Below are 25739 nucleotides of genomic sequence, written 5' to 3'. Positions count from 1 at the left end.
AAATAACCTTCCACTGCCACCCATGAACAAAGGCACTGGAAGGTTATTTGCGATTTAACATTTACTCTTTTTTGTCATGATCCCACTTGCTTCGCCAGATTGACCACCCAAGCGGAAGCATGCCAAACCATTTCTGTGACCACGGCTGCTTCGTAGCTGCTCTACGGGCATGTATGGCACGTGGATCCTCAATATATACGACTACCTTCTCCGTTATATACTTTACAAGCTCATCGCCACCGGAAGCCATTGTAACACCCCCTACATTATAAGTGAAATTAATTAATCAGCGTCCATTCCATGCTCTTAGTGTGCACCACTCCAGTTAGATCTAAACTACAGACTTCTGATTTGTCGAATAGGTTTACCTATTAAAGCACAATCTAACAAAGAATCCAGGACACGTTATTCACTTGCAAGGAGGCGTTTCACTTGAACAACTGGAGAAAACCATCCTTTCCCAGAGCAGCAGCTGCTATATGCGGCTTTCGAATCACTCTAACAACCCTAGGACTATTATTGTTGTTTATGGGGAGCTCCTTTGCCTCTGCAACACCAGAGAAGTCCGTGATGAAGGATGACCGTCAGCATATATTAGGTCATGGACACCGATTGATTCTAATTGATGCAGGACACGGAGGCATCGATGGTGGAACTTCCTACGGAAATATTCTTGAAAAAGATATCACGTTAGATATCTCACGTCGATTATTTCTTCTGCTGGGCAGCGATGGCTTTGACGTCGCATTAAACCGCAATGGCGATTATGCCCCTAGTGATGAAAACCGCTGGCTGCGTAGTAAATCTCGACATCTGCGCGATCTTGCACAGCGTAAAGAGCTTGCCGAGACATTACCTGCTACTGTAGTAGTAAGCATCCATATTAACTGGGCGCCCTCCCCTTCCAAACATGGTCCACTTGTATTGTACCGTCAAGAGGGCCGCAGCTTCATGCTTGCTAAGTCCATTCAGCATCAGCTAAACAATCTTTACGATGTCGAGGCTCATCCAAGACCAGGCAAGCCTTTTTATTTACTAAACAAAATAACCGCCACAACGGTTATCGTTGAGGCGGGTTTTGTAAGCAGTCCGACTGACCGCGAAAAACTATGCACCCCTAAAGGGCAGCAACAAATCGCTGAAGCCATCGCTGATGGGATTGTAGCTTATCTTATGGAAGTGTAGGGTTGGAGCTCCATTTCATCTCGTTTTTAACCAGATCAGAAATCCCTATAAATTCAACGTTGTCTTTCATCTGCTCAATACCGCTGCGGATCCCTGTGGCGGTCTCTTTCCCAAATACACCAACATGACCAATGGTTACACAAAATCGTTGATCCTTCGCTAAGTCTTTGACGAGACCCATTTGTTTCAGAACATGACTTGCTGTATGTGTGTCATCTAAAAAAATATGGTTCTCCACGCGTGGTAACCCCATTCGATAAGCCATATTTCCAGCAACGGAACGGTAGTTGGTCTTGCTGTCTACAAAAAACAATCCCCGTTCTTTGCATACAGATAAGATCACCGCCATAATCCGCTCGTCCCCGGTAATTTTCGAGCCCATGTGGTTATTTATCCCGATCGCATAAGGAACATTATCGAGAGCTGCCTCAACCTTTTGTCGCACTTCCTCATCGGACATTTTGGCCAATATGGCTCCTGGTCCAAGCCATTTAGGATTACCTTGACGCGGCTCCATCGGCAAATGTACCAGGACATCATCACCACGTTCATGCGCGCGCGTAGCATCCTTCACGGATGTAGGCAAAAAAGGCATGACGGCTACAGTAAGCTTTATCGGTAATGAGAACATTTCATCTGTCCCCTTCATGCCATTGCCGAAGTCGTCAATGATGATAGCGACCTTATCACGTTTAGGTGCACTCTCTTCATGCTGCGTATTTGTAACGTTGTCTTTAGACGTGGCAGCAGAGACAGCCGGCGTCGCCGGAATAATTGTGGTAATCATTACAGCAGCAACAGCAATCCAATGTAGTAAGTAACGTTTAACCTTTCGACTGTCCTTCATCAAGAGGAACGCCTCCTTCGTCTTAAACAATTGTTCTCATTGTTTGGTTCACGAAGGTTAAATATGTACGAGGAGGGTTCGCAATAATTTACAATCAAGCTGTTGCTATTGACCGCGCTTGTCTGCGGCAAGGATTGCTTCCAGCACATCCACAGGTTGAACTTCAAATGGCATATTCTTCATCGGGCTATCCTGGGAACAGCTGGCCTCTGCCACCACCATTAATTTATCGGTATCACTATCGGTAATCCCAAGCTCCTTGAGGGTAACGGGAAGTCCGATACTTTTGCAGAAATCAATGACTTGAGCAATCCCTTCGTCAGAAGCCTTCTCCAAGAACAACTGCACAATTGTAGCAAAAGCAACCTTCTCACCGTGTAGCATATTCCTGCATCCCTGATGCAGAGTCAGTCCGTTATGAATGGCATGGGCTGCCGCAAGCCCGCCACTCTCAAACCCGACGCCGCTCAAGTAAATATTAGCTTCAACAATATGTTCCACTGCAGACGAGGTGATTCCTTGCTTAACATCTTGCAATGCTGATTCGCCCTCAGCGAGAAGTGTGTCCAGACAAGCACGTGCTAAAGAGAACGCTGCAATTGTGCTTGTCCCACCTGCATGAGTAGTCGCCCCTGATTGCTGGCAAGCCCTTGCTTCGAAAAAGGTGGATAAGGCATCCCCCATTCCAGCAACCAGTAATCTTGCAGGAGCTTTAGCAATAATATCTAAATCTGCGATGACCATGTCGGGATTTCTTTTTAAGGGGAGATAGCAATCAAAGTCACCCGCATCCGTATACAAAACCGATAATGCGCTGCAAGGTGCATCCGTTGAGGCCACTGTGGGAACAATAACTACAGGGAGCTCCGACATATAACTTACTGCTTTTGCTGTATCCAGCGTCTTGCCGCCACCGATTCCTAAGACGACTTCAACGTCCTTCAGACTAAGTTCTAGCGCCATCTCATCCACCTGAGTACGGCTGCATTCGCCCTTGAATTCGCGCAGCATAAGAGGAATATTGTTGATTTCAAAGCTGTGCAAGATATCCGCCTTGTATATGGAGTAAATAAAAGGATCTATAATCGCATAAGCTCTTTTCGCGCCTAGCTTCAAACAATAATCTCCCAGCTTAAGAATCTCGCCATGTCCCTGTACATATTTTGTTGGCGAGCATATCATCTGTGTCATGGTTTCACTCCTCCTTTGTGTATATCCTTTTATTCTAAGGAGTGTTGCTTCAGACTGGCTATTAAAAAAGATGCTAAAGGATCTGGTCTTAAATAAATCCGCCGTTTACACGAATCGTCTGGCCCGTAATCCACTGTGATTCCTTACTGGCTAGAAACAGCACCACACTTGATATATCCTCAGGCTCACCCAAGCGTCCAAAAGAATTCATATTCCCTACATTAGCAATTTCTTCAGCAGTCTTCCCAACGGTAAAAAGCTCCGTATTCACAGGACCGGGCGAAACCGCATTAATGGTGATTCCTTTCCGTCCGAATTCTTTTGCCAACTGACGTGTGAATTGTTCCACTGCACCTTTTGTCCCCGCATAAACACTGTAGGTTGGAAACATCTGACCTGTAACTGATGTTGAGAAATTTATAATCCGTCCGTTCTCACTCATATGTTTAGCCGCTTGCTGGCAAGCAAAGAAGGTACCCTTCACATTGATGGCAAACTGTTTGTCGAAGTCTTCCTCTGTCATACTCGCAATCGGCTTTGTGATCATAATGCCTGCGTTATTAACAAGAATATCAATTTGTCCATAAGCCTCTAATGTAGTTTGGAATAATTGTTCTAACTCTCGCATTTGGCTGATATCCGCTTGCACAGCAATTGCTTCTCCACCCTTTTGCTTAATTTCGCTCACAACTTCCTCTGCCTTGCCTGGACTATTTGCATAATTAACAACTACCTTCGCACCATGTAACGCCAAGCTCTCAGCAATTTCCCGTCCCATACCTCTCGAGGCACCTGTTACCAAAGCTACTCTTCCAGCTAAATGATGATCCATGATTATTTCCCCCTATTCTATTGCCGTTCTTGTTGGTCTGATTATAATCCGACGGCTAGAAAATGACAAGTGACAATTATTTATTTTTGTCATTATCCATAAAAATGGGTCTCCCATTAGTTGGTCATGAGCCAGACGTAGGTTTCCGGTTTGACTTCAGGTGTCAAACATTTGATGAATGCCATAGAACACTTGCTCCAGCACATCGTTCTCATAATATAGCACCACCTGCTCTGGCATCAGCGCGCTTCGCAAGCTGTCTTCAAATAATTCTCTGCTTTTGGCGATTTGTCCGCCAAGAACAAGTTTGTCGGGCTGAAAAGCAGCGAAATAAGGACGCAGCATGAGACCAAGCCGCTGGCCGTATATTTCCCATACCTGGATGGCAGAGGGATCACCTGATTGGGCAGCTAAAGCCAGATTCTCCACAGTATCATCGCATGAACGAGCATGAAGGCTATCCGCCAACGACAAAATGCCTCTGCTGCCTAACACATCATCAACTCGTTCTTCGTTAAATGTTTCTTCATATAGCATGCCTGAGGACGGTATGCCTGATCTGCCTGAGACCACCTTTTGCTTCTCTATAAAAGTGGACCCGAGCCCTGTTCCCAGTGTAAGGCATATCATTTTGTCCTCAGGAAACAATCTGCTGATGCCAAGGGAGAACATAACAGCATCATTGCCCAGCCGGATAGGTGCCGCTGCTAGCTCAGAGAACCATGGCAAAGAAGAATTTAGTGCTGAGCGCCGAGTTAATTCATCTCGCAGCAGCGCTTTCAAATTAAGGCCGTAAATGGAATCATATTTATTCAGTCCCTGAATACGCGAAATACCTGACTCATATTCAAAGGGTCCCGGAAAGGCAAGTCCGATAACAAACCCTGCTGGAGCTGGATGCTCTTCGATACCTAGCTGCGCTTTATAGGCGGTTGACAGTTCCAGAATAAGATCTACTAGGCCGCCAACGATTTGTTCCGGGGTCCCATTTGAATGCGATGGTCGAATGAAAGAAACCCCGGGCATGATAATGCCGTTCTTTAGGACACCAGCCTTCAAAAACGTTCCTCCAGCATCAATAGCAAGGGTCGTCATTAAGCCGGTATGCAGCAAGACCCCAGGCTCCATTACACTTCACCACCCTTCCAATGATGGGGCAGCAGCGGAGTATACCAATTTGGAGAAACTTGAGCAACAATTAAGCTGCATGTTGAGTCACCAATGGATTCTATCCGAAATTTCCCTACTGCAGCTGGAACAATGTAGGACTCTGCATATCCCCATTCCACAGCAGCCTCCTCATTGTTCAACGGCGTAAGGCGAACACGATCGCCATCGACCAGATTGAACATAAGAAACTGACCGTTCGTATCGTCCTGCCATTCACTCTCCAGCTTTAATCTTTTGACCTGGAACAGCAAGTCTTCATGCTCTCCTAGCAATTCCTCCACACTGCTGCCCTGTACGCGGGAAATGACAGGAGATCGCACCAAATGCTCATTAACATAACGCGTGTCGATGCTGTCATTCATATTGCAGCTTGCATGGTCTCGGTTAATGGGCCGCGGCAAGCCATCTTTGTCCAGACGCAGGTGATCGTAGATCTTGAAGGTGAACCACCAGGTTGTAGATGAGATTTCCAGAACGAGGTTGCCTTTACTCGAGAAATGAACAGCTCCTGGCGGAATAAGGAATAGATCTCCTTTGTGAGCATCCAGCACATTCACATATTGTTCAACAGCGAGCGGCATCCGCGAAGCATGGGCGTCATCCACCGCTTCCAGCAAATGCTCTCCGTTTATTCCTTCGGTAAAGCCAAGTGCAACAAAGGGAGCCGCTTCTTCCTCTTGCTCCATGATGTAATATGACTCCTGCTGGGTCATCGTCTCGTTAAAGGTTTCCTCAATATAGGCTTGACGAGGATGAACCTGCAAGGACAGATGATCTCCCCCAATGGTATCCAGATAATCGAAGCGGATCGGAAAGTAATCTCCGAACAGTCGGACATTTCGCTCTCCCATAATTTCCAGCGGATGGGCCGACAGCAGCAGCGGAAACGGTAGCTCCAGCGTGTGGCCGCCTGCTTCAATCAGCATCGTATTTTCCGGTGCGATCGGCTCAAAGCTCCATGCGCAGTTATCCCACTCTTCCGGTAATTCGCAAAGTTCCTTCAAATACTGCCCCCCCCAAATGCCTGGAGCAAAGAAAGGCTTTACGCGAATCGGCTGCCCCGCCGCTGCTTGCATGATCGTACGCAGCAGAAGAAGTGTAAGGAACGTCGGCTGATCTGGATCATTCATATCCATGTAATAGTCAAAATCATTTAGATAGCGCTTACGGTATTGGTCCCATACCGGCCATTCCAGGAACAATGCTTGTTTATAGGTCTCTACTGGATCTACACATTTCCCCAATTGCAGCGAACCCATCCCTTGCCGGTGAAGCAGCTGCTGATGCTCCCGTGAAATGTCACAAAATATAGATAGTGAGGCATCCGAAGAGAGGTAGCCGGCACCTGGTCCATAGGTAATAATCATCATACCGGAGCAATCTCCGCCTAAGGAGTCCGAGGATTGCTGAAGAATTTGATCAACGTCAGACTGCCATTCTGCTTGCGCGTGCGGTCTGAAGTAGTCTTTAAAATCGACATCTGAAGCAATAAATCCAAAGGCGCGGTTATCGGTCAAATAATGATCAAACGCCGTTAAGAGCTTCGCGCTGCTTTTCATATATCTCATACTATCCAGTTCAATATAAGCAATGTTCTTGTGGCTACATAGTGCATGCAGTTGCTCAAGGATTGTCGTAAATGCGGCACCATGGGTACCGTCAATGGCTAAATGATATGTCTTGGAATTGTGTTGGTTAAAATCGTCCTTTATTAGCCGTAGCCATGCCTCATAGCCCGACCCAATATCGGACTGCACTGCCTCATGGCATTTCAGCCTTACAGGATTAACCGGAACAGAATTAAAAAATCGAACTTTACTTACTTCCATTGCTGCTGCCTCCCAACTCGTAATCAATGTATGTTCACATTGTATAAATTGTTGGGGACAGCGTCTTTAAAGGAAACAGCACTATTTTTGTACAATCAGGACATCTTCGGAGGGTAATGAATGTTGCCGGAGCGACCTTCGGAGAATTGTGAACGGCGAAATTTGGCAGGAGATACGCCAAGCGCGCGGGTAAAAACACGGGTAAAGTAATGCACGGACTGAAAGCCGCATTGTAACGCAATGTCCTTAATGGGTGCATAATCATTTAGCAGAAGCTGCGATGCATGCTGCATCCGGCGCTCCTGAATATAATGTACGAAGGACTGACTGAGATACTCCTGAAATAATCGGGTTAAATGCCGGGAGGAGATATGTAGATGAGTCGCGACGGTCGCAAGCGTAAGCTCATTGCTCAAATTATCGTCAATGAAACGCTTGGCTTGCCTAAATAAAGCATGCCCTGGAGAAATCGGTTGTTGAACACTTTCACCCGCGGTAAGGGTCAAGCCATGCAATTCGGGGAAAGACAACAGCAGCGAGTACGCGACCTGTTCCAGGGCTAGCGGAATGGTTGAGACTGAATTTGCACACAAAGCTAGTAACGCCTGCCACAAATGTCCTGTCAAAGAGGAGTCGGCCCCCCTAACAACACTGTTTCCTCGTTCAGCAAGCTGTCGATACGCTTCGAGATAAAACGGCTCTGTCAGCGATTCATCCATTTCAAACGCGACATAGCATAATGTCAATCCGGAAGTGCTTCGAATCTGGTGCCATACGCCAGGCGTAGACAGAAACGCCGTTCCTTTTACTAAATTATACTCCCTGTCGTGTTCATAATAGCTCCCCTCTCCATCTAACACATAGCAAGCTTCAAAAAAAGAATGGCGGTGGAGGGAATTATCGAAATGAGCCGGCATGAAACCCCAATATAAAATAGTTATGGACAAGCCGGCTCCTTGAATTTTTGTAGCATGTCGGTTACATATAGCATTGGCTCGGCGGAAGCTGGATTGGATTGACAATTTCATCCCTCCTTTGTTCGCTCCCATTGTATACTGGTCTCTTTATGGAATACAAGCTGCTGCCGTTACATTTACTTCGAAATTCCGAAAAGAATCAAATCCCACACGGCGTTAAATTCCTGATCAATCTTAGCTGTCTGCCACTCTTTCGCATGAGCTGGATGGTGAAAGCGTGATGTAGCATTAAAAATCGCTCTTGCTGTAACCCTTGATTCCAACGCTCTAAACTCCTCGGTTTGTATACCTTTTTCAATAATGCGTGTGATTTGCTCAATTAATTGATCTACGTGTTGGGTAATCATATCTACCGCTTCTAAAGTTACGGAGGCGTACATTGCAAACATTTCGGAATCATCTACAGCATAGGTTCGTTTACTGCGGATTAGAGTATCCAGCCACAAACGCAGCTGCTCTTTGGCAGTCCCATCAAATTGTTCAGTAATGACCTTTAGCGGGGCTAAAATATTGTGATGCAACCATCTTTCGGTAACCGCTTCTCGTAAAGCAGATTTACTTGAAAAATGTCTATATAGCGTACCATGACTAACTTTCAGCACTCTCGCTACATCAACAACGGAAGTCTTATCCGGGCCAAAACGCCGGAGCACTTGTTCAGCTGCATCCAAAATGTTTTCTTTAGATAATGGAAGATCATTCGACATATATATTCCCCTCGCTCTATCTCTGGTGGTTATTATCATAGCATATAACAATCAAAAACAAACTGACAATATCATCACTTTGTCATTCGTAAAATCATTGTCAGTATAGAATCTCACAAATTAAACTTAGGTACGTATTTGGTAAACCAAATCCCATCCTTTTCGGCATTCTTACATGCCAATAAGAGCTATACAGTCCGTTAACTTGCCTAAAGATGTGAAGTTTATCCATTCCCCGATAACAAAAAACCTCCCTGATCTCTCAAGAAGGCGAAAGTACATTATTTCATCTATTTTCTCACTGATCCAGATTCGCTCTGACAAACTTACCGATCTTCGTAATCGCCTGCTGCGCTTCTGGGAGCATGTACGCTAAGAAATGAAAAACACTCCACATATTCTCCCATATTTCCAATTCCACCTGAACACCCGCTGCTTTCGCCCGTTCAGTCAACCTCGTTGAATCACTTAAAAGCACCTCATGATCACCTACTTGAACAAGTAACTCAGGTAATCCTTGTAAATCCATCCTTAATGGCGATAGTATTGGATCCAACTCTAAGCATGTGCCTACATATGCGTTAAGTATTCGTTTACTCCCCTCTAAGCTACCTGTCGGATCAAGCAATGCACGACTCTGATAAGATTCTCCGTCCAGATGAACAAGATCCGTATGAGGTGATATTAAAAAGGCACCCGCTGGTAACTCTCTCCCCTCATTCCTCAAACTAATCAGTGTCATTAGCGCAAGGCTGGCTCCAACAGAGTCTCCTCCAAACACGATATCATTGGCAGAATATCCATTCGCAAGCAACCATTGATAAGCCTCTATACAATCTTCATTAGCAGCGGGATAAGGATACTCGGGCGCAAGGCGATACTCAATAGTTAGTATTTTCGTGCCGCTAGCTTTTGCTATTCGTGTTGCTAAATCCCGATAAAATTCACAAGTGCCCGCAATAAAACCACCACCGTGAAAATAAAGGATAACTTCATGCTGAGGCGGCACTGGCTGCATAGGTATTATCCACTCTCCACGCATTGACCCGATTATAGCCTGTTCAACTTTAACATCAGAATGACTTGGCAGGCTCGCAGCCGTTTCGGCCATTTCTTGCCGGATTTGCTCTACAGACCTACTTTCAAATCGGTTCGTTTGGTTCAGATAATTTTTGATCATTGCAAGCTGATCTATACTCGTTTTTTCCATATCTATAATCCCTCCTACAGATCTCTTCTTCGCAAATTGTAAAGCCTGTAGGAGACTACAAGGTCAAGTTAAGATTCCATTTTTAGTATTTCTAACGTCGACTGTACACCTGGATGTTTATCTGCTGCTAGCAAATTTCTTCTTAAATCTTCGAGGGCTGCTAGCTTCACTTCCTGTTTGACTATTTCGTTACGAACTTTATCCATTTTTTTATCTACAACATTTACAAAATCATCTTTGCTAATGCCGCTGCTTTCCGATTTTAACAGTGCCTTTTTAATTTCCTTCAATGTGAACCCACATAGCTTAGCATTATGTATAAACGTTAGTCGACTAAGCGCCTCTTCAGAATAAAGACGGTATCCGGCTTCCGAACGTAAAGGAGTGCTAATCAGTCCAAGTTCTTCATAATACCTTAACGTCTCCATATTCACATTCGCCATTTTGGCCATTTGGCCTCTCAAGTACTCCGTCATAATATACGCCTCCTTGGAATCCCCTATATTATACCAAATACACAACTCCAGAGAGTTTCAGAAGAGAGATAACAACTACTCGAAATTAACTAAAAACTCCTTATTTACACACAAAAAAACGGCATTTCTGCCGTTTTCCCATTCCTTCTATTCTTCTACTCTACAACACTTCACTTCGAACCGCATTTTTCTGTATCAGAGAAATCTGTCCGGCATGAATGCCTGTGTGATACATAAGTCTACCTACTGCTTCAAGTGGAGTAGATGTGCCAAATGCCGATTCTACACTCACATGCCAAGCATCTTCCGGAAGCTCCCGCATCGCTGCAATCAGATTCTCGTTGGAAGCAGACAGCAGATCCACCAGTTCACTTAATGTAGTATACACTGCATCATCGGCTTGAGGTTTAGGTTTACCAAAGAACCACTCTGCAAACATAAACTCTACCTCGGCATTATGAGAAATCAAACCTCCGATGGTGGAGTTCCCTAATTTAAGATTTAAGTCCTCTTCCGGCAATGCCTTCACCATTTTATGAAATCGCTCTTGAACCGCTTGCCAGATGGGCAGCACTGAAGTAATAGTCATCGGCTATTTGCTCCCTTGTACGGTTGCTTCTTCGTCTTTCTTCTTATCAATCACAACATGGTTGAACAAATTCGCATCCACGTCGATGTCAAACGCCAACCCAAAGCCAACAACATAACGCCCCTTCTGAGGGGTCAATTCGAACAGTGAAAAATCCAGTCCGCGCAGCAATTTCAACATGGCTTCACCATGATCCGCATTAAACAATTCAAAGATATCCTCATGTCCATCATTACCGATATTACTTGAATTACAACTCCAACGCACACGCTCAGTTGCAAATTTATTGTTGGTTTCAGACTCATCCGCAATCAGGAAGGCGTCCACAAAATCATTATTTTCCATATAGCCATAGTGCTCTGCAATCTTACTAATATAGATATACAGCTTGCCATCTTTCTTTACAAAAGGTGCATAACTAATGAAAGGCTTACCTTCATCATCAATTAAACTCAAAATCAGATTTTTACGCTTATTAATAAACTGTAAGTAGTTTTCTTTATTTTTCTCAATATCTACAGGCTTCTTCATTAAAAAATCCCTCCATGAATATGTAATGTAATCACAATATGAATCTATCGAACGGTACTGAGTAAATGAATTCGAGGTTTCTTCTCTGTAGGCACATACTGAACTTCTGCATCCATTCGGTAGACATCCCGGATCATGTCTGTTGTCATGACTTCATTGGGTGTGCCGTACATCGCTTTCTCACCAGCCTGCACTACAACAATACTATCGCTATAAGTAGAAGCTTGATTGAGATCATGCAGAACCATTACTATGGTCATCCCCATGTCCTGATTCAACTCACGAACGAGCTCAAGCACTTCATGCTGATGTGAAATATCCAAGTACGTTGTTGGTTCGTCAAGCAACATGATCAGAGGCCGCTGCGCTAAAGCCATTGCAATCCAGGCACGTTGTGATTCTCCTCCTGACAATGAAGCTACAGGTCGGTCCTTATATTCCACCAAATTTGTCTTCTCCAGAGACCACTGTACAATATCCATGTCTTCTTGATTCAATCTTTCGAACCACTTTTTATGTGGATACCTACCATAAGAGACTAGATCGATCACAGTCATATCACTTGGCGCTTGATTCTTCTGGCTCAGCATGCACATTTTTCGTGCGACTTGTTTGGCGCTCATGGACTTCAGATCCGTACCATCGAGGGTAACCGTACCCGTATGATATGGAATTAGCCGTGATACCGCTTTGAGTAGTGTTGATTTGCCAGAGCCGTTTGGTCCTATGATAGAGACGATTTCACCTTTTTTTACGGAAAAAGAGAAGTTGTTTATCACGCTTTTCTGCTCATACCGAATCGAAATGGAATCGACAGTAAACATGTTAGAACGCCTTCTTTCTCATCAGGTATAGGAAATAAGGTCCACCAATCACAGCCATTAGGATACCCGAAGGAATATCTAGTGGTGCGAATAACGTACGTCCACCCGTATCTGCAATCAACAGTACCAATGCACCAAGCGCCATACTCATCGGCAAAAGATATTTATAATCAGAACCAACGAGCATTCTCGCCATATGCGGTACAACAAGACCAACAAATCCGATCATTCCAATGGCTGCAACAGAAATAGCCGCCAGAAATACGGCTAGCAAGGAAAGCAGGATACGAATTTGGTTCACATTTTCACCCAGATTCGAAGCAACCTGATCACCCAGACGAATGATATTTGCCTTACGAATCGCAAAAAACGATAAGATCCAACCTACAATGGCATATGGAAGGACCATCATCAAGGCATTATTCCCTTTTGCTGCAAGGCTGCCGTTAAGCCATTGAACCGCTGCAGGAAGTCTATCACTGTACATGATTGTTAAGAGTCCAATAACTCCTCCACAGAGCGCATTCACAGCAACACCAGATAGAATAATGGTAACCGGCGAAATGCCGGTTCGTCTCCACGCTAATGCATATACAATGCCGGCAGCAATAAGTCCACCAACAAAAGCAGCTATCGGAATGAACTGAGTATACTGAGGTGCAGCAAGCATTATGACAAGAACACATGCAGCCGCCCCACTAGTTACACCCGTCAATCCAGGATCAGCAAGTGGGTTACCCATCACAGCTTGCAGCAGTGCGCCCGAGATCGCTATATTCGCTCCGATGATCATCGCCAGTAATACACGTGGCAATCGAATATCCCATATGATGGTGGCGTTCACCGCCTTAGACGATGAACTAAAGATCGTGCTGAGTATGTCTGATACCGGAATGAATACAGAGCCTAGTCCGATTGCAATAATTGCGGCAACGAGCGCTGATATAACCGTTACAATAACAACTATTCTGCTACGAGATGTTTTTATCACTTGCTGTCTCCTTTAATTATTCATAGAAGTATTTTGCAATTTCAGTCAGTGCTGTCTCTGCATTAATAATCGAAGTCACACCGAACACACTATAATCCAACATGTAAATTTTATCGTTTGTGTAAGCAGAAAGCTTTGTCCAAGTTTCGTTCTTCTCAATTTCTTTTTTGAACTTATCCTTTGTTGCGCCATGATCACCTGAAGCGAGTACAAGAATAACGTCTGGGTCAGCGGCTACAATGTTCTCCATATTAATTGGGGAGTAAGTATCTGTAACGTTAAGTACAGAAGTAGCAATGTTATCTGCACCAAGCTTCTTCACCAAACTACCTAAATAAGATTTCTCACTCATAACCATAAAGGAATCAGAGGTTCCAATAACGAGCATCACACTCGGTAGTTCTTTTCCTTCGGCTAATTTACTTAGCTCATTTTCTTTATCCAAAATCTTAGTCAAAGCCGCATTCATTTCATCTTTTTTGTTAAAATAAGTGCCTAATACTTTAAGGCTAAGCTTCAAATCCTCGAAGGATTCTGTACGTAGATATGCTTTTTGCAAATCCATGCCTTCCAGTGTCTTATCTAGCGTGCTTCGAAGCGATTCCGCTCCCAGCAGCAAGTCCGGCTCAAGCTTTGTAACTACTTCAAGATCAGGTGCCATAGGTGAACCAATTTTATCTATCGTTTCAAAATCAGCAGGAATTGGATTGGTAGAGGTTGGCACACCTACTGGTGTGATTCCAAGCAAGTAGAGCATTTCTGTTAAGGGTACAGAAGTAGTAACAATACGCTGAGGTACTGTGGCTGGGAATTGGCTTAACGCTTCATTGAACAATGCTTCATCTACACCATCATTCTCCAGACTGAATTCCTTTCCAGCATCCGCTGTATTCGTTGCTTCTGTTGTATTCGCTGCATTCGTTTCTTTGGCAGTTGTATTCGTTGTTGCTGCATTCTTTGTTTGATTGTCCGCTGTATTGGTTGACGAACATGCAGTCATTGCAGTAAGCGCTGCAACAACCATAAGTACTAATAATTTCTTCAAAATCTATCCCTCCGAGTATGTATAATTATACGTCCTTTGTAGTGACAATGATTTTCATTCTCACCTACCACTCCTATGATAATGTTTATCATTATCAAGTGTCAACAATTTTATTTTAATTTTAAACTAGCAAAAACGCCTTTCTCAACCTTTTAAGAAGGACAATCCTTCTAGTAAAATATCAGACTTAAGTATGGTGCAAACCTTTTACTTTCTGTTATTCAAAAAAAATAACCACATCCAAGGGATATGGTTATTTTGCATAAGAAACCTAATTTACTTATAGAGTTGCGAGGATTTTCATTCTTTTCTCTTCCCTCTCTTCGTCCTTTAACCTTGGACATACATAACACTTTTCGCCATTTTCACGGCAAAAGTAGAGACAGCAGGAAGAACGTAACGCTAGTTGCTCTCCTGCCTGGTAAGGATTATCTGTATAGCGAATCGTATGCTTAAATGGATTTCTATTTCTGTGAAAAAGCTCTGGTGAGATGGATTCCGATAGTAGCAAGAAATTACGATTAAATCTCTCCAACACTTCTTCACGCGTCTCATTCTGAGCGATGTACTCTCTTAACATCCCTATTTCACCGCCAAATTGTTGCCAGATCATGGCTGATTTAACCCCTGCAGCTGCTGCGATGGCTTCTACGGCAGGTGTAACTGTATGTATAATAAATACCTCCCAGTCCTTCAGGATCATCGACTCCAGCTCTTTCTCCGGGACATCTTTATAGTGTAACTCCTTAATCTTATACCCCAAATGTACATGATCCTCGTGAGCCTCTATTTGAAAAGTTAAACGCTCCAAGGATAAGTCCAGAATCTTATTGTATTGCGCCAGAAAAATCAGTTTAGTAGAACAAAGATTACATAATGATGTCCCGAAAAAAGATGCAGGTAAATCCAGGCCGTGTGCCTGAACGATTTCCCCTGCTTGCTGCATCAAACCTCTTACTTGACCCATTTCAAAGAAATCTGTAGCAGGCATTTCAGCCAGTGGGTTCTCGGCACCATCCGGAGAAATATGATAATAGGAATTTACTAATGAAAAATCAAGCTCTTGCGACATCGGGTTAATCTCCTCTGCATTTATAAAATCTTGGCTCTTAATTACGGAACCTTCTTCTGATTTTGCTTTTTAATTTCCGGTCAGAAAAATAATCATTCCTATAATAGTTAGCAGTGAAGTATACGATAGAGAACACACTGGTCTAAATCACAGTGTTCGCCACTTCGAAACTCCTCTATTATTCTGCTGTAGACTAGTTGAAATCCCACTCTAACATTGTCTTCTTCAAACAAACATAGCTTACCACGACACAGATTATCTCTGCCACTACAAAGGAAAGCCATAGACCGATGTTACCCAACATTAAAGGGAGGACAAAGAAATTTCCAATCAACAAGATATACCGTAAAATTGCCAAAATTGCGGATATTCTCGGATTGTTAATGGCCGTATAGAAAGCGTTGATTATAATATTGGCACCTACAAAAATAAAATTAAAGCTATAAAATGTGATAATCTCACTTGATGTATTCATGACCTGAAGATTGTCTTTTACAAAAAGAGAAATTAAGGGAGATTTAAAAATAATCAGTATTGCTGTACAAACCACACCAACCGATGTAACTATTTTAATGGCCACGGCAATAAGCTCTGATATACGACTGTACTCCTTGGCTCCGTAATTTACACTGCTAATGGCTCCTAACCCTCTCGACATGCCCATGATAACTGCATTAACTACTAGTGAGATATACTGAACTACCGCAAATGAAGATACGCCTATTTCACCAAATTTAGAGATCAAAATCCAGTTGAAGATCATAAAAGAAAAACCTGCACTGAATTGCGTAATCGCCTCTGAGGAGCCATTATAAATCATCCTTCCGATTGCTTTTAACTCCACTTTCCATCTACCTACTCTTAAAAAGCTTTCCTTTGAGATAAATTTCGAGAAAAATAATATAAAAACAACCGTTGCACTGATCCCAGACGCCAAAGCTGCACCGGTAATCCCCATATCTAAGGCACAGATAAAAATCAAATCCAAGATAATGTTCAAAACTACACTAAGCAAATTACCGAACATATAAAGCTGAGGTTTGCCAATGGATTGCAATGAAATACCAAGTAAAATATTAAAAATTACAGGCACGACAAATAAACCAAACGTCCGTATGTAATCAACAACCATTGGAAAAAGCACTGAGTTCGCTCCAACGATTCTAGCAAGTACATGAGGAAAAAAAACTACCATTATGAAAATAGCTACGGTAATCATAAGCAGGGCGTAAAAAGCATTATTGAAGTAGTGATTAGCTTTTCTCTTGTTCTGCTCTCCTAGACTAATAGCGGTTAATGTATTTCCTCCAATGGCAATTAAGATCCCAATACAGGATATAATATTAAAAATCGGTGAAGCCATATTCACTGCAGCTAGCGCATTAGGTCCTACAAAACGCCCCAAAATGATTCCGTTAATAATTCCGTACAGACACATAGAAAGCGAAGCTACGATTCCGGGGATTGCGTAACCACGAAATAGTTTGGGAATTGGATCTTTTAATACATCAAGTTCTGTTGTCTTCATCTTCTCATTCTCCATTCACTGTTTTGAAATTTTAGTTAAAATTCAGTACAATGAACACTATAATCTCTTGGGTAACACAAGAGTCAACGGGAGAGCAATGCAATGAACAACTATTATTCTATTGGTGAAACAGCAAAACTAGCAGACACAACTATCGAAACCTTACGCCATTATGACCGAATCCACTTGCTGAAGCCTGCAAAAGTAGATCCCTCCTCCGGATATCGCTACTATTCAGATAAAGAGCTTATTTATCTCGATGTCATCAACTTCTGCAAAAAAAAGAATATGCCGCTTCATAAGATTAAAGATGTATTTACGAATGATAATCTCGATTATATTATTAATTTTCTTAAAACAAAGGACGAGGAAATTGAGCAGGAAATCAAACAACTGGATAAGACGAAATTACAGCTCAGAGCTTTGAGAAAACAATACGAAAATCAAGCTTATTTATCTGACGTCCCACTATCCCCCACCCATTTTTCAACCAAGGCTTTGGAAGAAAGAGCGATCGTAAAAATCCACTCCCTACAGAAACCCAGCCTTGAAAGTTTCCATCAACTGCAGGATGCATTGAATCAACAGCTTGAAGATGCGCCAAAAGATGCATTCGTATTTGATCTTCGTGCAAATATTATGACCACTACTTCAGAGCCTAGTGAGAATTCATCTGTCTTTTTTGTAGTTTGTGAGAAGTACCCTGAACAGGCCGACTGGATTTCAATATTACCTAAAGGGATTTATCTCTATGGTTATTGCTCAGAGGAGCAGAGAATGGAAACGATACAGAATATCGCTGCACATGCTAAAGCCGAATACAACACGGAGATTCCATTCGTCATCCAGTCCGTCATTTTCACCGGAATGTTTCAGTGGGTTTATGAGATTCAAGTATTGTTAACATCTGCATGATCATAGTCGTGGTTTGAGATGAACGCTCGTAAAAGACCCAATTAATATAAGAGTAAGCAAAACAGCATGTGCCGATATAAAATCGACACATGCTGTTGCATTGAAAAATGGTCTAGGCTTGTTCGAATTAAAATCTAGCCACAAAAAACTCACGGTCTGATGGAACGTTAAAACTTCTGATAGTAGCTCCGTTCTCATCTCTTAATGTAAGCAGATAAGCTACCGTTGTTAAGGTGGTAATTGTAGGGAATCTTACTACACCAAATTCGTCGAAATCAGCAGTTACTGTTGTAGTGCCTGCTCGTAATGAAGCTGTCCAGCCTGTAGTTGCTTTAGGTGTGCCACTTGCATTTGTACCAATAGCGACAACAATAAATCTATCCAATGTCTGTTTAATTCTCCGTCTCTTTCTCGTTGCAGCAGCTTTCACTCTTTTTGCCGCGAGGGCTCTTGCCGCCACAGCGGCTTGCTTGTTAACTGGTTTCTTAATGGTCACCATTTGCATCACTACTTTCTTTTTTAGGATACGTTAGTAGATGCAAGATTTTTGATTCTTGACTTCACTATTACCTACTAAGCAAGAAATGTACTTTATTCCTAGATTCATAGATTCGTACCTACTGGATCAGTGATGCATATAATGCATTTATGAGGTGATCCATTAAGAAATGAGCCAACAATTGTGGGTACAGCAACATAGTTCAAAAATCCATAGGGCGCTTAGAAAAAGAATTCAACAATCCCAAGTCCCTCGCGGTACATCCGTTAAAATTCCTATCATTATCAAATTCAAACAAAAAATGACCCCAGCACAGCTGAAGTCATTACAAAAACATTTAAAATCACATGACTTTCCTATCAAACACCACCTCCCCATGCTTAATTCTGTAGCATCGCGAGTTTCGATGAATTGTCTGAAACAGATGTGTGATTGGCAGGGGATTGAAAAAATCTATGTAGATGGAATCAAAAAAACATCCCTTAATATAGCAACACCTTCCATCGGTTCTACCGCCATCCAGAAGAAACAAGGGCTTACCGGTAAAGGGATCAACATTGCCATTCTTGACACAGGCGTATATAGACACCCTGATCTGATTAAGCCCTGTAACCGCATCGTGGCTTTTAAGGATTTCGTCAATCATAGAAAACAGCCCTATGACGATAACGGTCATGGGACTCATATTGCAGGGGATGCTGCAGGTAATGGGTGGATGAGCAAAGGAAAATACAAAAGCCCTGCTCCGAAGGCTGGAATCGTTGGCGTTAAAGTACTCGATAAAAACGGCGACGGATATGACTCCACGATTATTAAAGGAATTGAGTGGTGCATTGCAAATCGCAAGCGACTAAAGCTGCGTATCCTTTCAATGTCATTCGGAGGTACTGTCAATTCAACTTGTGCCGATGACCCTCTATGCCAAGCAGTAGAACAAGCAATTAGAGCCGGCCTTACAGTTGTAATAGCGGCAGGAAATAGCGGCCCTAAGCGAAGTACGATCGAATCTCCTGGTATTAGTACTTCAGCAATTACTGTTGGTGCAGTGGATGATCGCCGCACACTCACACAAAAGGACGACCGGATTACCTGGTATTCCAGCCGTGGTCCTGCACCGCGGGGGCGTAAGAAACCAGACCTCGTTGCTCCCGGTGAAACAATCATCTCTCTTCGTGCTCCCGGATCCAAACTGGATCGTGAACTTCCTTACTTGCGGATAGCGAAAGATTACTTTGTGCTGTCCGGTACCAGCGTCTCAACACCTATTGTCTCAGGTGTTATCGCCCAATTGCTGCAGAGAAATCCATCTTTATCTCCAAAGCAAGTGAAACCCTTACTGAAAAAGAACACATTCTCTCTGAAACTTCCCCCTAACACAGCGGGCTGTGGTGAGATCAATGCGAGATTTTTATTGTGATTTTGCTTTTTAATACTCTATTTCTCGCTTAAACGCCGTGATAACAGAAACGGATAACTCTTCAGTAAATTTACCCGCAGGTTCAATTTCTAATAAAGAAGATCTCATATCCGCTTCAAATCGTTCTATGTGATCTCCAAATAATCGCTTAGATGCATAGGATGTGGAATACAAATTACCAATAATCGAATCCACGGTCCATGTGATTGTATAACTGGGTAAAACCAGTCTTTCCACATCTTTAAAACTAGATTGCGCAACAATGTCCTCATGTCTTTCTTTAGGATGAGTATAGGTGCTGTCTCCTGCTATCCTTTCGTTACCTAACCAGCGTTTCACTATTTCATTCACCTTAAGCTGCCAAGATAATGGTTCTTGCTCAACATTAAAAGTATCAATAATGGCTAGACCGCCATTATCGTCCAAACTATGATATAGAATTTCAAGAATGGACGCCCTATCCATCCAATGAAACGCTTTGGCTAGAATGGTAAGACGGAAGGAGCCCCATTCGCTCAGCAGCTCTTCTGCTCTACCCAGCCTCCAACTAACGTTATCTACTCTGTGAATTTTTGATAGACGATTTGCCTCATCCAACATTTCACTTTCCGTATCTACACCTATCATTTCTTCAAACCAATCACTGAATCTTAGTGCCAACTGACCCGTACCACATCCTAAATCAAGTAAACGACCCTCTCCGTTAAGCGAAAACTGCTGAATCAAGAACCGAATAAGGGATGAAGGATACTGTGGTCGATATTCTGAATAGTACACCGCAGTACCTTTAAATAAATTCGAACCATATTCATTCATAGTTTCACCCTTCTCTGTTTCTAATAGGACAAAATCATAGCAGACATCCCACTAAAATAAAAGGCTGTTCGGATTGAATCCGCTCAGCCTTTTATTTATGCCGATACGCCTAATTCGCTGTATTTGGACTCAGGAACCAAAAAATGCACTTAGAAATGATTGACAAATAAGTTCGTTGCATATATGGTTAATTACATAACTAACTAACCAATGAACATGGCGGTGAATACATGGGAAGCTTAATGGATGATACACGACCGATATTTATGCAGATCGCCGAACGCATAGAAAATGACATCATCGAAGAAACACTCTTGGAGGAATCACAGGTTCCTTCAACAAATCAATTTGCTGTTTTCTACCAGATCAATCCGGCAACGGCTGCGAAAGGTGTGAATTTGCTAGTGGATCAGGGAATATTGTACAAAAAGCGAGGTATCGGTATGTTTGTTGCTTCTGGAGCGCGCGCAGTATTGATGGAGAAGAGAAAAGAGCAATTTTATGAACAATATGTTGTAACTATGATCCGTGAAGCTGAGAAATTAGGAATAACGTTGGATCAATTAACGAAGATGATTCAGAGGGGAGATAATCAGTCATGAATGAAATTGTTGAGATCAAGGGGCTAACCAAGTCGTATGGAAAGGTAACCGTCATCCAAGACGTTACTTTTTCTTTGGAACAAAATAAAATCTATGGACTCCTTGGCAGAAATGGTGCGGGGAAAACAACGATCATGCACATGATCACAGCCCAGTTATTTGCTACAAGTGGTGATTTGAAGGTATTTGGAGAACATCCCTACGAGAATAACCGCGTACTCAATCAGATTTGCTTCATTAAGGAAAGTCAAAAGTATCCGGATACGTACCGTATTATCGATGTTCTAGAGGTATCCGCGTTATTTTTCCCTAACTTTGATCGGGACTACGCCCAATCCTTAATCAAGGACTTCAATCTCCCCTTAAAAAGAAGAATAAAGAAGCTGTCCAGAGGAATGCTCTCGGCGGTGGGTATTGTAGTCGGCCTTGCCAGCCGCGCTCCGCTGACTATTTTTGACGAGCCCTATTTAGGTCTGGATGCTGTAGCAAGAAGCCTGTTTTACGATCGATTGATTGAGGATTATTCAGAATATCCACGAACAGTTGTCTTGTCTACACATTTGATTGACGAGGTAAGTCAATTGTTAGAGCATGTCATTGTTATCGACAACGGTAAGATTATTATTAATGAGGATGCTGAAGCTCTTCGCGGGCGAGCCGCTAAGGTGATTGGTGCAACTGCGAAGGTCGAAGAGTTCATCTCCAATAAAGATGTCATCTCTCGTGAACCTTTTGGCGGATTACTCTCTGCCACTGTAGTCGGCTTAAACTCAACAGATCTATCACGTGCTGAGATGCTTGGTCTGGAGATCTCCCCCATATCTTTACAACAGTTAATTGTCCATCTTACAAATAGAAGATCTCAAGGAAAGGAAGTGGCAGCACAATGAACCATATGACAGGGATATTAAAAATGCACTACAAGGATAAATGGTTTTGGTTATTTATGCCTTGGATCATATTATTGTCCAGTTTTCTCGTTAATCTTATCATAGCTTTTTTCATGCAAGAACCCATGTATACCGGTGGCCTAGTCTCTATCTTTATATACATGTTTGTCATAGGTATCATCATTTTGGTGCAGACTTTCCCCTTTGCCTTAGGCTTAAGTCTACGGAGAACGGATTATTTCTTCGGTACCTCCTTGATGGCTGTTATTACAAGTGCCGGCTTCTCCCTTCTTCTGTTCCTGCTATCCGTTATAGAAAACAATTTAACACCTGGATGGGGTGTGCAGCTACATTATTTTCACCTACCATACTTGAATGATGGTACTGTCCTAGAACAGCTGTGGATCTATTTTATGATCATGTTGCATATGTTTTATTGGGGATTTGTTATATCCAGTATCTTCCGCAGATTTGGTAGAAGCGGTCTATTCATTTTCGCGGCAGTCATGTTTATTCTGTACAGTGTCGCTGGATTGTTAATGACGTATTATCGGTGGTGGGGAGATCTATTTAATTGGTTTGCCAGCCATACCGCATTTGATCTTGCCTTGTGGACCATGCCTTTGACGGTCTTGTATGCACTCTTATCGTTCTGGATGCTTCGGAAATCTACAGTGTAAGGCACAGCCTCGAATATTCTAAATATTGTAGGTGTAGGAGGTACCTTTATGGATTATGTGAGGGATTACGCCATGTATGTTTCTATATTCGGTATGTTTAGTTTTAGTTGGTTTGGTTGGGCACAAGAAAACCCCAGATCCAGCTGGCGTAAATATATTGGCATAGCTTCTGGTGTATCCCTTCTCATCTGCTTGATTGGTATCTATTTAAGTATAACGAACTGGGATGCTCCCTCCGTTTTAAATGACAAGACCTCTTTTGATAATTATTTAATTTCTGTCTATATTGAATTATTTGTGGCAGGTGCTGGAGCTTCTATATTGTTGAAATGTAAGTTTAATGATTACGTTGCTCCTTGGATTGCCTTTATTGTAGGAATTCATTTTATTAGCTTAAAAAGTGTTTTTAACGATTTCAGTTTATACCTTTTAGCAGCACTTCTTGTTGCAGTCTCTATCGCATCACTATTCATATCGAAAAAGCTTAACGTCGCAAACAGTGCAATTACAGGCATTGGTACTGGAACAGTTCTGTTTGCTTATGCCCTATTAGGCTTAATTCGATATTTATCGATCTAGATACGATTATGCTCCAGTTGCCTCGGATTAATTATATTCACAAAAAAGAAACTCCCCTGATTTCTCAAGGGAGTTTCTAGTGATGCGGTCGAGAGGACTCGAACCTCCACGGTATTGCTACCACACGGACCTGAACCGTGCGCGTCTGCCAATTCCGCCACGACCGCACATCGTAATGACTACATATCCATCTTGCGTCACAAGATAGATCATACCATGCTGAGATTAATGCGTCAATATATTCTCTAGCTTTTCTAATCATTCATTATTTTATGGATAATTATTGCTTTTACTTCCGAATATAAGGTATAATGAGAACAAAAGTTCGCATAATATAAATGAGGTGATTTATAATGGCGACTACAAAGTTGAAGACATCCATTGTTGATGAAGAGGTTACGAAAGAAGAAATGTCCCTTGTCAGAAGCTATTTGCTGCTAACGTTTATTCATAAAGTGTTCGAACGTGACTGTCGTGTAATCAGTAAGAGTGGTCTGTTTAAGACCCCTCAGCTTTATATGGAGCTCGTGTCTGGTGCCACTAAGAAGACCTCATTAATGCTTCAAGAAGTTACGCGCGAATTGAGCTCACATGATCTGAAGGTCACAACCGTTCGCCAAGATCAACGGGGAGTCGAGGCCTTGTACACCTGTAGAGGATATCAAGGTGAGATGAATATATTATGGCCAGGATTCCGTAGAGAGATGCTGCTGCGAATGCGCGCATATCTCGGCCTGTCTACAGAGCTCTCCATGCTCTCCAGAGAAGAAAGTGAGACCCAGCTAGCACTAACCATATAATCCGCCATAAGTAAAGAACAGCTCCCTACCCACTAGGGTAAGGAGCTGTTTATGCTGCCAAGATTATATATTATCAGGAGCTTTCCTTGGTTCGCTGAAGGGTTGGAATAGATAATTCCGATCAAGCTTTACTACCCGTCTATTCTGGCGACGTATCATCACCTGCGAATCGTCCCAAGCCAGAACAATCCCCTTTACATCATTACTTTCTATGCCATCACGCACCACACGAATTTTCTCACCGGAAATTCGGTACGCATCCAATTGTTCATCGCTAATCATCATAAATCCCTCCCTCTATATAGCTTATCCTATATTCATCCAGAAAAAAGACCCAAATGAAAAGTCATCTGGGTCTCGTATAAGCAATTGACCAATTGCATGTCTACTAAAGCATTCTTATATCAGCGCTTCATTCTTCTCAAACCAGAAGTCAAGAACTTTAGCGGACATCACACGTTGCTCCAGATACTCCACTTGGTTAGTTGTGAATTTCTCCCTCCAAGGGAAGGAAAGTTCCTCACACAAACCTTTGATTGTCAGAAGCTCTGACCAAGCTACATAGCGTTTGTACCAAAAAAACTGAGGATGTTCAATCATATAGGGATACAGATCGTCGAATTCCGTGTGTTTGCAATCCAGCGCACGCTCGAAGTGATCCTTGGCCTCGGTTAATTTATCAATAAAAAATTGCTCAGTCACCGGTTCTTTCCCCATTGTGACGCCTCCTCCCTATGTCTGATTTTATTATAAAGGAAAATCTATAGGGTGAAAAGCAGTTGTTTAAAAATAGGCATGTTCTTATTCAAATTCGGGTTATTCTCCAAATTCAATAGTGCCCCCGCTAAGAGAGGTTATTCTTACAAGTGACTCCAACCGGATCCCCTGCTCCTTGATCGTTCGAGCTCCTGCCTGAAAGCTTTTTTCCACTACAACGCCAAGACCAACCAGCTCAGCGCCAGAGCGTTGAATAATTTTAATCAGCCCGCGTGCTGCATCACCATTAGCAATAATGTCATCGATAAAGAGAATTTTATCCTCCGGGGAGATGAATTGGCGAGACAACATGATGTCGGTAACGATACCTTTCGTAAAAGAAGGAACTCTTTCACAAAGTGCGTCCGGATCTGCTAGGAGCGTTTTTTTGCGGCGTGCAAAAACTAACGGCACCTTTAACTCATATGCGGTGGCAAATGCCACGGCAATGCCCGAGGATTCCACGGTCACAATACGTGTAATTCCGCAGTCCGCAAACCTCCCGGCAAACTCCCGTCCCATTTCCATCGTAAGCTGCGGATCTACCTGATGATTCAACAGTGCATCCAGCTTCAGCACTTCATCCGAAACGACGACACCTTCCTCCAAAATCCGCTGTTTCAATACTTCCATGATTTTGAACCTCCAATACCCTTTATAATCGCAGACGCTCCGTACAAATGAATCACGGAAGTCATGTCCTACTGATCCTCATCATAACCTGTACTATACAGAGTGCACAAGGCAATCCTGCATAGCACTCCTTATGATTTTTCTTTTG

General features: G+C 42.8%; 30 protein-coding genes and 1 tRNA gene. 8 read left to right on the top strand and 23 right to left on the bottom strand.

The genetic code is table 11. The features are described from left to right. Positions 1–61: 61 nt before the first annotated feature. Positions 62–250 carry a YqzE family protein gene (locus R50345_RS10810; protein WP_042126425.1) on the bottom strand — a complete coding sequence of 63 codons (189 nt, stop codon included), beginning with the start codon at positions 248–250 and terminating at the stop codon, positions 62–64. A 182-nt stretch (positions 251–432) separates the two neighbouring features. Between R50345_RS10810 and R50345_RS10805 the strand changes: the two genes are divergently transcribed. Then, entirely contained in the window at positions 433–1185 is a 753-nt protein-coding gene (locus R50345_RS10805) for an N-acetylmuramoyl-L-alanine amidase family protein (RefSeq protein ID WP_231574144.1), read from the top strand. Here the strand turns inward: R50345_RS10805 and R50345_RS10800 are convergent. From R50345_RS10800 to R50345_RS10725, 16 genes are all read right to left on the bottom strand, one after another. Then, positions 1172–2032, bottom strand: coding sequence for a divergent polysaccharide deacetylase family protein (locus R50345_RS10800; protein WP_076119627.1), 861 nt, complete (start codon positions 2030–2032; stop codon positions 1172–1174). The genes R50345_RS10805 and R50345_RS10800 overlap by 14 nt on opposite strands. A 105-nt stretch (positions 2033–2137) precedes the next feature. Further along, complete coding sequence (locus R50345_RS10795) at positions 2138–3223, bottom strand: glycerol dehydrogenase (RefSeq protein WP_042126423.1); 1086 nt, start codon at positions 3221–3223, stop codon at positions 2138–2140. Positions 3224–3311: 88 nt separating this feature from the next. Continuing rightward, positions 3312–4055: an SDR family oxidoreductase gene (locus tag R50345_RS10790; RefSeq protein ID WP_042126422.1), complete on the bottom strand. Its 744-nt coding sequence runs from the start codon at positions 4053–4055 to the stop codon at positions 3312–3314. A 156-nt stretch (positions 4056–4211) separates the two neighbouring features. Further along, positions 4212–5183, bottom strand: a complete 972-nt coding sequence (locus R50345_RS10785; RefSeq protein ID WP_042126420.1) for an ROK family protein — start codon at positions 5181–5183, stop codon at positions 4212–4214. Beyond that, the gene (locus R50345_RS10780) at positions 5183–7054 is read right to left on the bottom strand and encodes a class I mannose-6-phosphate isomerase (protein WP_042126418.1); all 1872 of its coding nucleotides are present in this window, start codon (positions 7052–7054) and stop codon (positions 5183–5185) included. Before R50345_RS10780 ends, R50345_RS10785 begins: the two co-directional genes overlap by 1 nt. Positions 7055–7149: 95 nt before the next feature. Further along, positions 7150–8076, bottom strand: coding sequence for an AraC family transcriptional regulator (locus R50345_RS10775; RefSeq protein ID WP_231574143.1), 927 nt, complete (start codon positions 8074–8076; stop codon positions 7150–7152). Positions 8077–8147: 71 nt separating this feature from the next. Further along, on the bottom strand, positions 8148–8738 hold the full coding sequence (locus R50345_RS10770; RefSeq protein ID WP_042126415.1) for a TetR/AcrR family transcriptional regulator: 591 nt from the start codon (positions 8736–8738) through the stop codon (positions 8148–8150). Positions 8739–9036: 298 nt separating this feature from the next. After that, positions 9037–9948, bottom strand: coding sequence for an alpha/beta hydrolase (locus R50345_RS10765; protein ID WP_052414557.1), 912 nt, complete (start codon positions 9946–9948; stop codon positions 9037–9039). 68 nt (positions 9949–10016) lie between these two features. Then, positions 10017–10424, bottom strand: a complete 408-nt coding sequence (locus R50345_RS10760; protein WP_052414556.1) for a MerR family transcriptional regulator — start codon at positions 10422–10424, stop codon at positions 10017–10019. A gap of 160 nt (positions 10425–10584) precedes the next feature. Beyond that, positions 10585–11013 carry a DinB family protein gene (locus R50345_RS10755; protein WP_042126413.1) on the bottom strand — a complete coding sequence of 143 codons (429 nt, stop codon included), beginning with the start codon at positions 11011–11013 and terminating at the stop codon, positions 10585–10587. A 3-nt stretch (positions 11014–11016) separates the two neighbouring features. After that, on the bottom strand, positions 11017–11544 hold the full coding sequence (locus tag R50345_RS10750) for a HugZ family pyridoxamine 5'-phosphate oxidase (protein WP_042126411.1): 528 nt from the start codon (positions 11542–11544) through the stop codon (positions 11017–11019). Positions 11545–11588: 44 nt separating this feature from the next. Then, entirely contained in the window at positions 11589–12368 is a 780-nt protein-coding gene (locus R50345_RS10745) for an ABC transporter ATP-binding protein (protein WP_042126410.1), read from the bottom strand. A gap of 1 nt (position 12369) precedes the next feature. Beyond that, positions 12370–13359 carry a FecCD family ABC transporter permease gene (locus R50345_RS10740; protein WP_052414555.1) on the bottom strand — a complete coding sequence of 330 codons (990 nt, stop codon included), beginning with the start codon at positions 13357–13359 and terminating at the stop codon, positions 12370–12372. Between the two features lie 16 nt (positions 13360–13375). Continuing rightward, complete coding sequence (locus tag R50345_RS10735) at positions 13376–14404, bottom strand: ABC transporter substrate-binding protein (RefSeq protein WP_052414554.1); 1029 nt, start codon at positions 14402–14404, stop codon at positions 13376–13378. Between the two features lie 280 nt (positions 14405–14684). Further along, positions 14685–15476 carry a (2Fe-2S)-binding protein gene (locus R50345_RS10730; RefSeq protein WP_042126409.1) on the bottom strand — a complete coding sequence of 264 codons (792 nt, stop codon included), beginning with the start codon at positions 15474–15476 and terminating at the stop codon, positions 14685–14687. 193 nt (positions 15477–15669) lie between these two features. Next, positions 15670–17004 (bottom strand): MATE family efflux transporter, encoded by a 1335-nt coding sequence (locus R50345_RS10725; protein WP_042126408.1) that lies wholly within the window; start codon positions 17002–17004, stop codon positions 15670–15672. A gap of 102 nt (positions 17005–17106) precedes the next feature. Between R50345_RS10725 and R50345_RS32205 the strand changes: the two genes are divergently transcribed. Beyond that, complete coding sequence (locus R50345_RS32205; RefSeq protein ID WP_052414553.1) at positions 17107–17919, top strand: MerR family transcriptional regulator; 813 nt, start codon at positions 17107–17109, stop codon at positions 17917–17919. 127 nt (positions 17920–18046) lie between these two features. Here the strand turns inward: R50345_RS32205 and R50345_RS10715 are convergent, their stop codons facing one another. Further along, a complete protein-coding gene (locus R50345_RS10715) occupies positions 18047–18418 on the bottom strand; it encodes a hypothetical protein (RefSeq protein ID WP_197069772.1) in 372 nt (123 codons plus the stop codon). 406 nt (positions 18419–18824) lie between these two features. Between R50345_RS10715 and R50345_RS10710 the strand changes: the two genes are divergently transcribed. Next, positions 18825–19835 (top strand): S8 family peptidase, encoded by a 1011-nt coding sequence (locus tag R50345_RS10710; protein ID WP_231574136.1) that lies wholly within the window; start codon positions 18825–18827, stop codon positions 19833–19835. A gap of 9 nt (positions 19836–19844) precedes the next feature. On the opposite strand, the gene R50345_RS10705 is transcribed toward R50345_RS10710, so the two are convergent. Then, the gene (locus R50345_RS10705) at positions 19845–20651 is read right to left on the bottom strand and encodes a class I SAM-dependent methyltransferase (RefSeq protein ID WP_042126406.1); all 807 of its coding nucleotides are present in this window, start codon (positions 20649–20651) and stop codon (positions 19845–19847) included. Positions 20652–20881: 230 nt separating this feature from the next. Here R50345_RS10705 and R50345_RS10700 point away from each other — a divergent pair, with 230 nt between their 5' ends. From R50345_RS10700 to R50345_RS10685, 4 genes are read left to right on the top strand one after another with little or no spacing between them, the layout of a single operon-like run. Then, positions 20882–21253 carry a GntR family transcriptional regulator gene (locus tag R50345_RS10700; RefSeq protein WP_042126405.1) on the top strand — a complete coding sequence of 124 codons (372 nt, stop codon included), beginning with the start codon at positions 20882–20884 and terminating at the stop codon, positions 21251–21253. Further along, positions 21250–22143 carry an ABC transporter ATP-binding protein gene (locus R50345_RS10695; RefSeq protein ID WP_042126403.1) on the top strand — a complete coding sequence of 298 codons (894 nt, stop codon included), beginning with the start codon at positions 21250–21252 and terminating at the stop codon, positions 22141–22143. The genes R50345_RS10700 and R50345_RS10695 overlap by 4 nt, the downstream gene beginning before the upstream one ends. Next, positions 22140–22823 (top strand): hypothetical protein, encoded by a 684-nt coding sequence (locus R50345_RS10690; RefSeq protein WP_042126401.1) that lies wholly within the window; start codon positions 22140–22142, stop codon positions 22821–22823. The genes R50345_RS10695 and R50345_RS10690 overlap by 4 nt, the downstream gene beginning before the upstream one ends. A 48-nt stretch (positions 22824–22871) precedes the next feature. Further along, on the top strand, positions 22872–23402 hold the full coding sequence (locus R50345_RS10685) for a hypothetical protein (RefSeq protein WP_042126398.1): 531 nt from the start codon (positions 22872–22874) through the stop codon (positions 23400–23402). An 83-nt stretch (positions 23403–23485) separates the two neighbouring features. Here R50345_RS10685 and R50345_RS10680 read toward each other — a convergent pair. Beyond that, positions 23486–23569 (bottom strand) — tRNA-Leu (locus R50345_RS10680). A 186-nt stretch (positions 23570–23755) separates the two neighbouring features. On the opposite strand from R50345_RS10680, the gene R50345_RS10675 reads away from it, so the two are divergent. Beyond that, the gene (locus tag R50345_RS10675) at positions 23756–24202 is read left to right on the top strand and encodes a YhjD family protein (RefSeq protein WP_042126396.1); all 447 of its coding nucleotides are present in this window, start codon (positions 23756–23758) and stop codon (positions 24200–24202) included. Positions 24203–24265: 63 nt separating this feature from the next. Here the strand turns inward: R50345_RS10675 and R50345_RS10670 are convergent, their stop codons facing one another. The 3 genes from R50345_RS10670 to R50345_RS10660 form a co-directional block, all read right to left on the bottom strand. Then, positions 24266–24484, bottom strand: coding sequence for a hypothetical protein (locus tag R50345_RS10670; RefSeq protein WP_042126394.1), 219 nt, complete (start codon positions 24482–24484; stop codon positions 24266–24268). Between the two features lie 117 nt (positions 24485–24601). Beyond that, positions 24602–24919 (bottom strand): hypothetical protein, encoded by a 318-nt coding sequence (locus R50345_RS10665; protein ID WP_036689410.1) that lies wholly within the window; start codon positions 24917–24919, stop codon positions 24602–24604. Positions 24920–25018: 99 nt separating this feature from the next. After that, positions 25019–25591: a xanthine phosphoribosyltransferase gene (locus R50345_RS10660; protein WP_042126391.1), complete on the bottom strand. Its 573-nt coding sequence runs from the start codon at positions 25589–25591 to the stop codon at positions 25019–25021. Positions 25592–25739: the final 148 nt, after the last annotated feature.

Source organism: Paenibacillus sp. FSL R5-0345 (assembly GCF_000758585.1).
Taxonomy (GTDB): domain Bacteria; phylum Bacillota; class Bacilli; order Paenibacillales; family Paenibacillaceae; genus Paenibacillus_AQ.
This window is presented reverse-complemented; position numbering and strand designations above follow the sequence as displayed.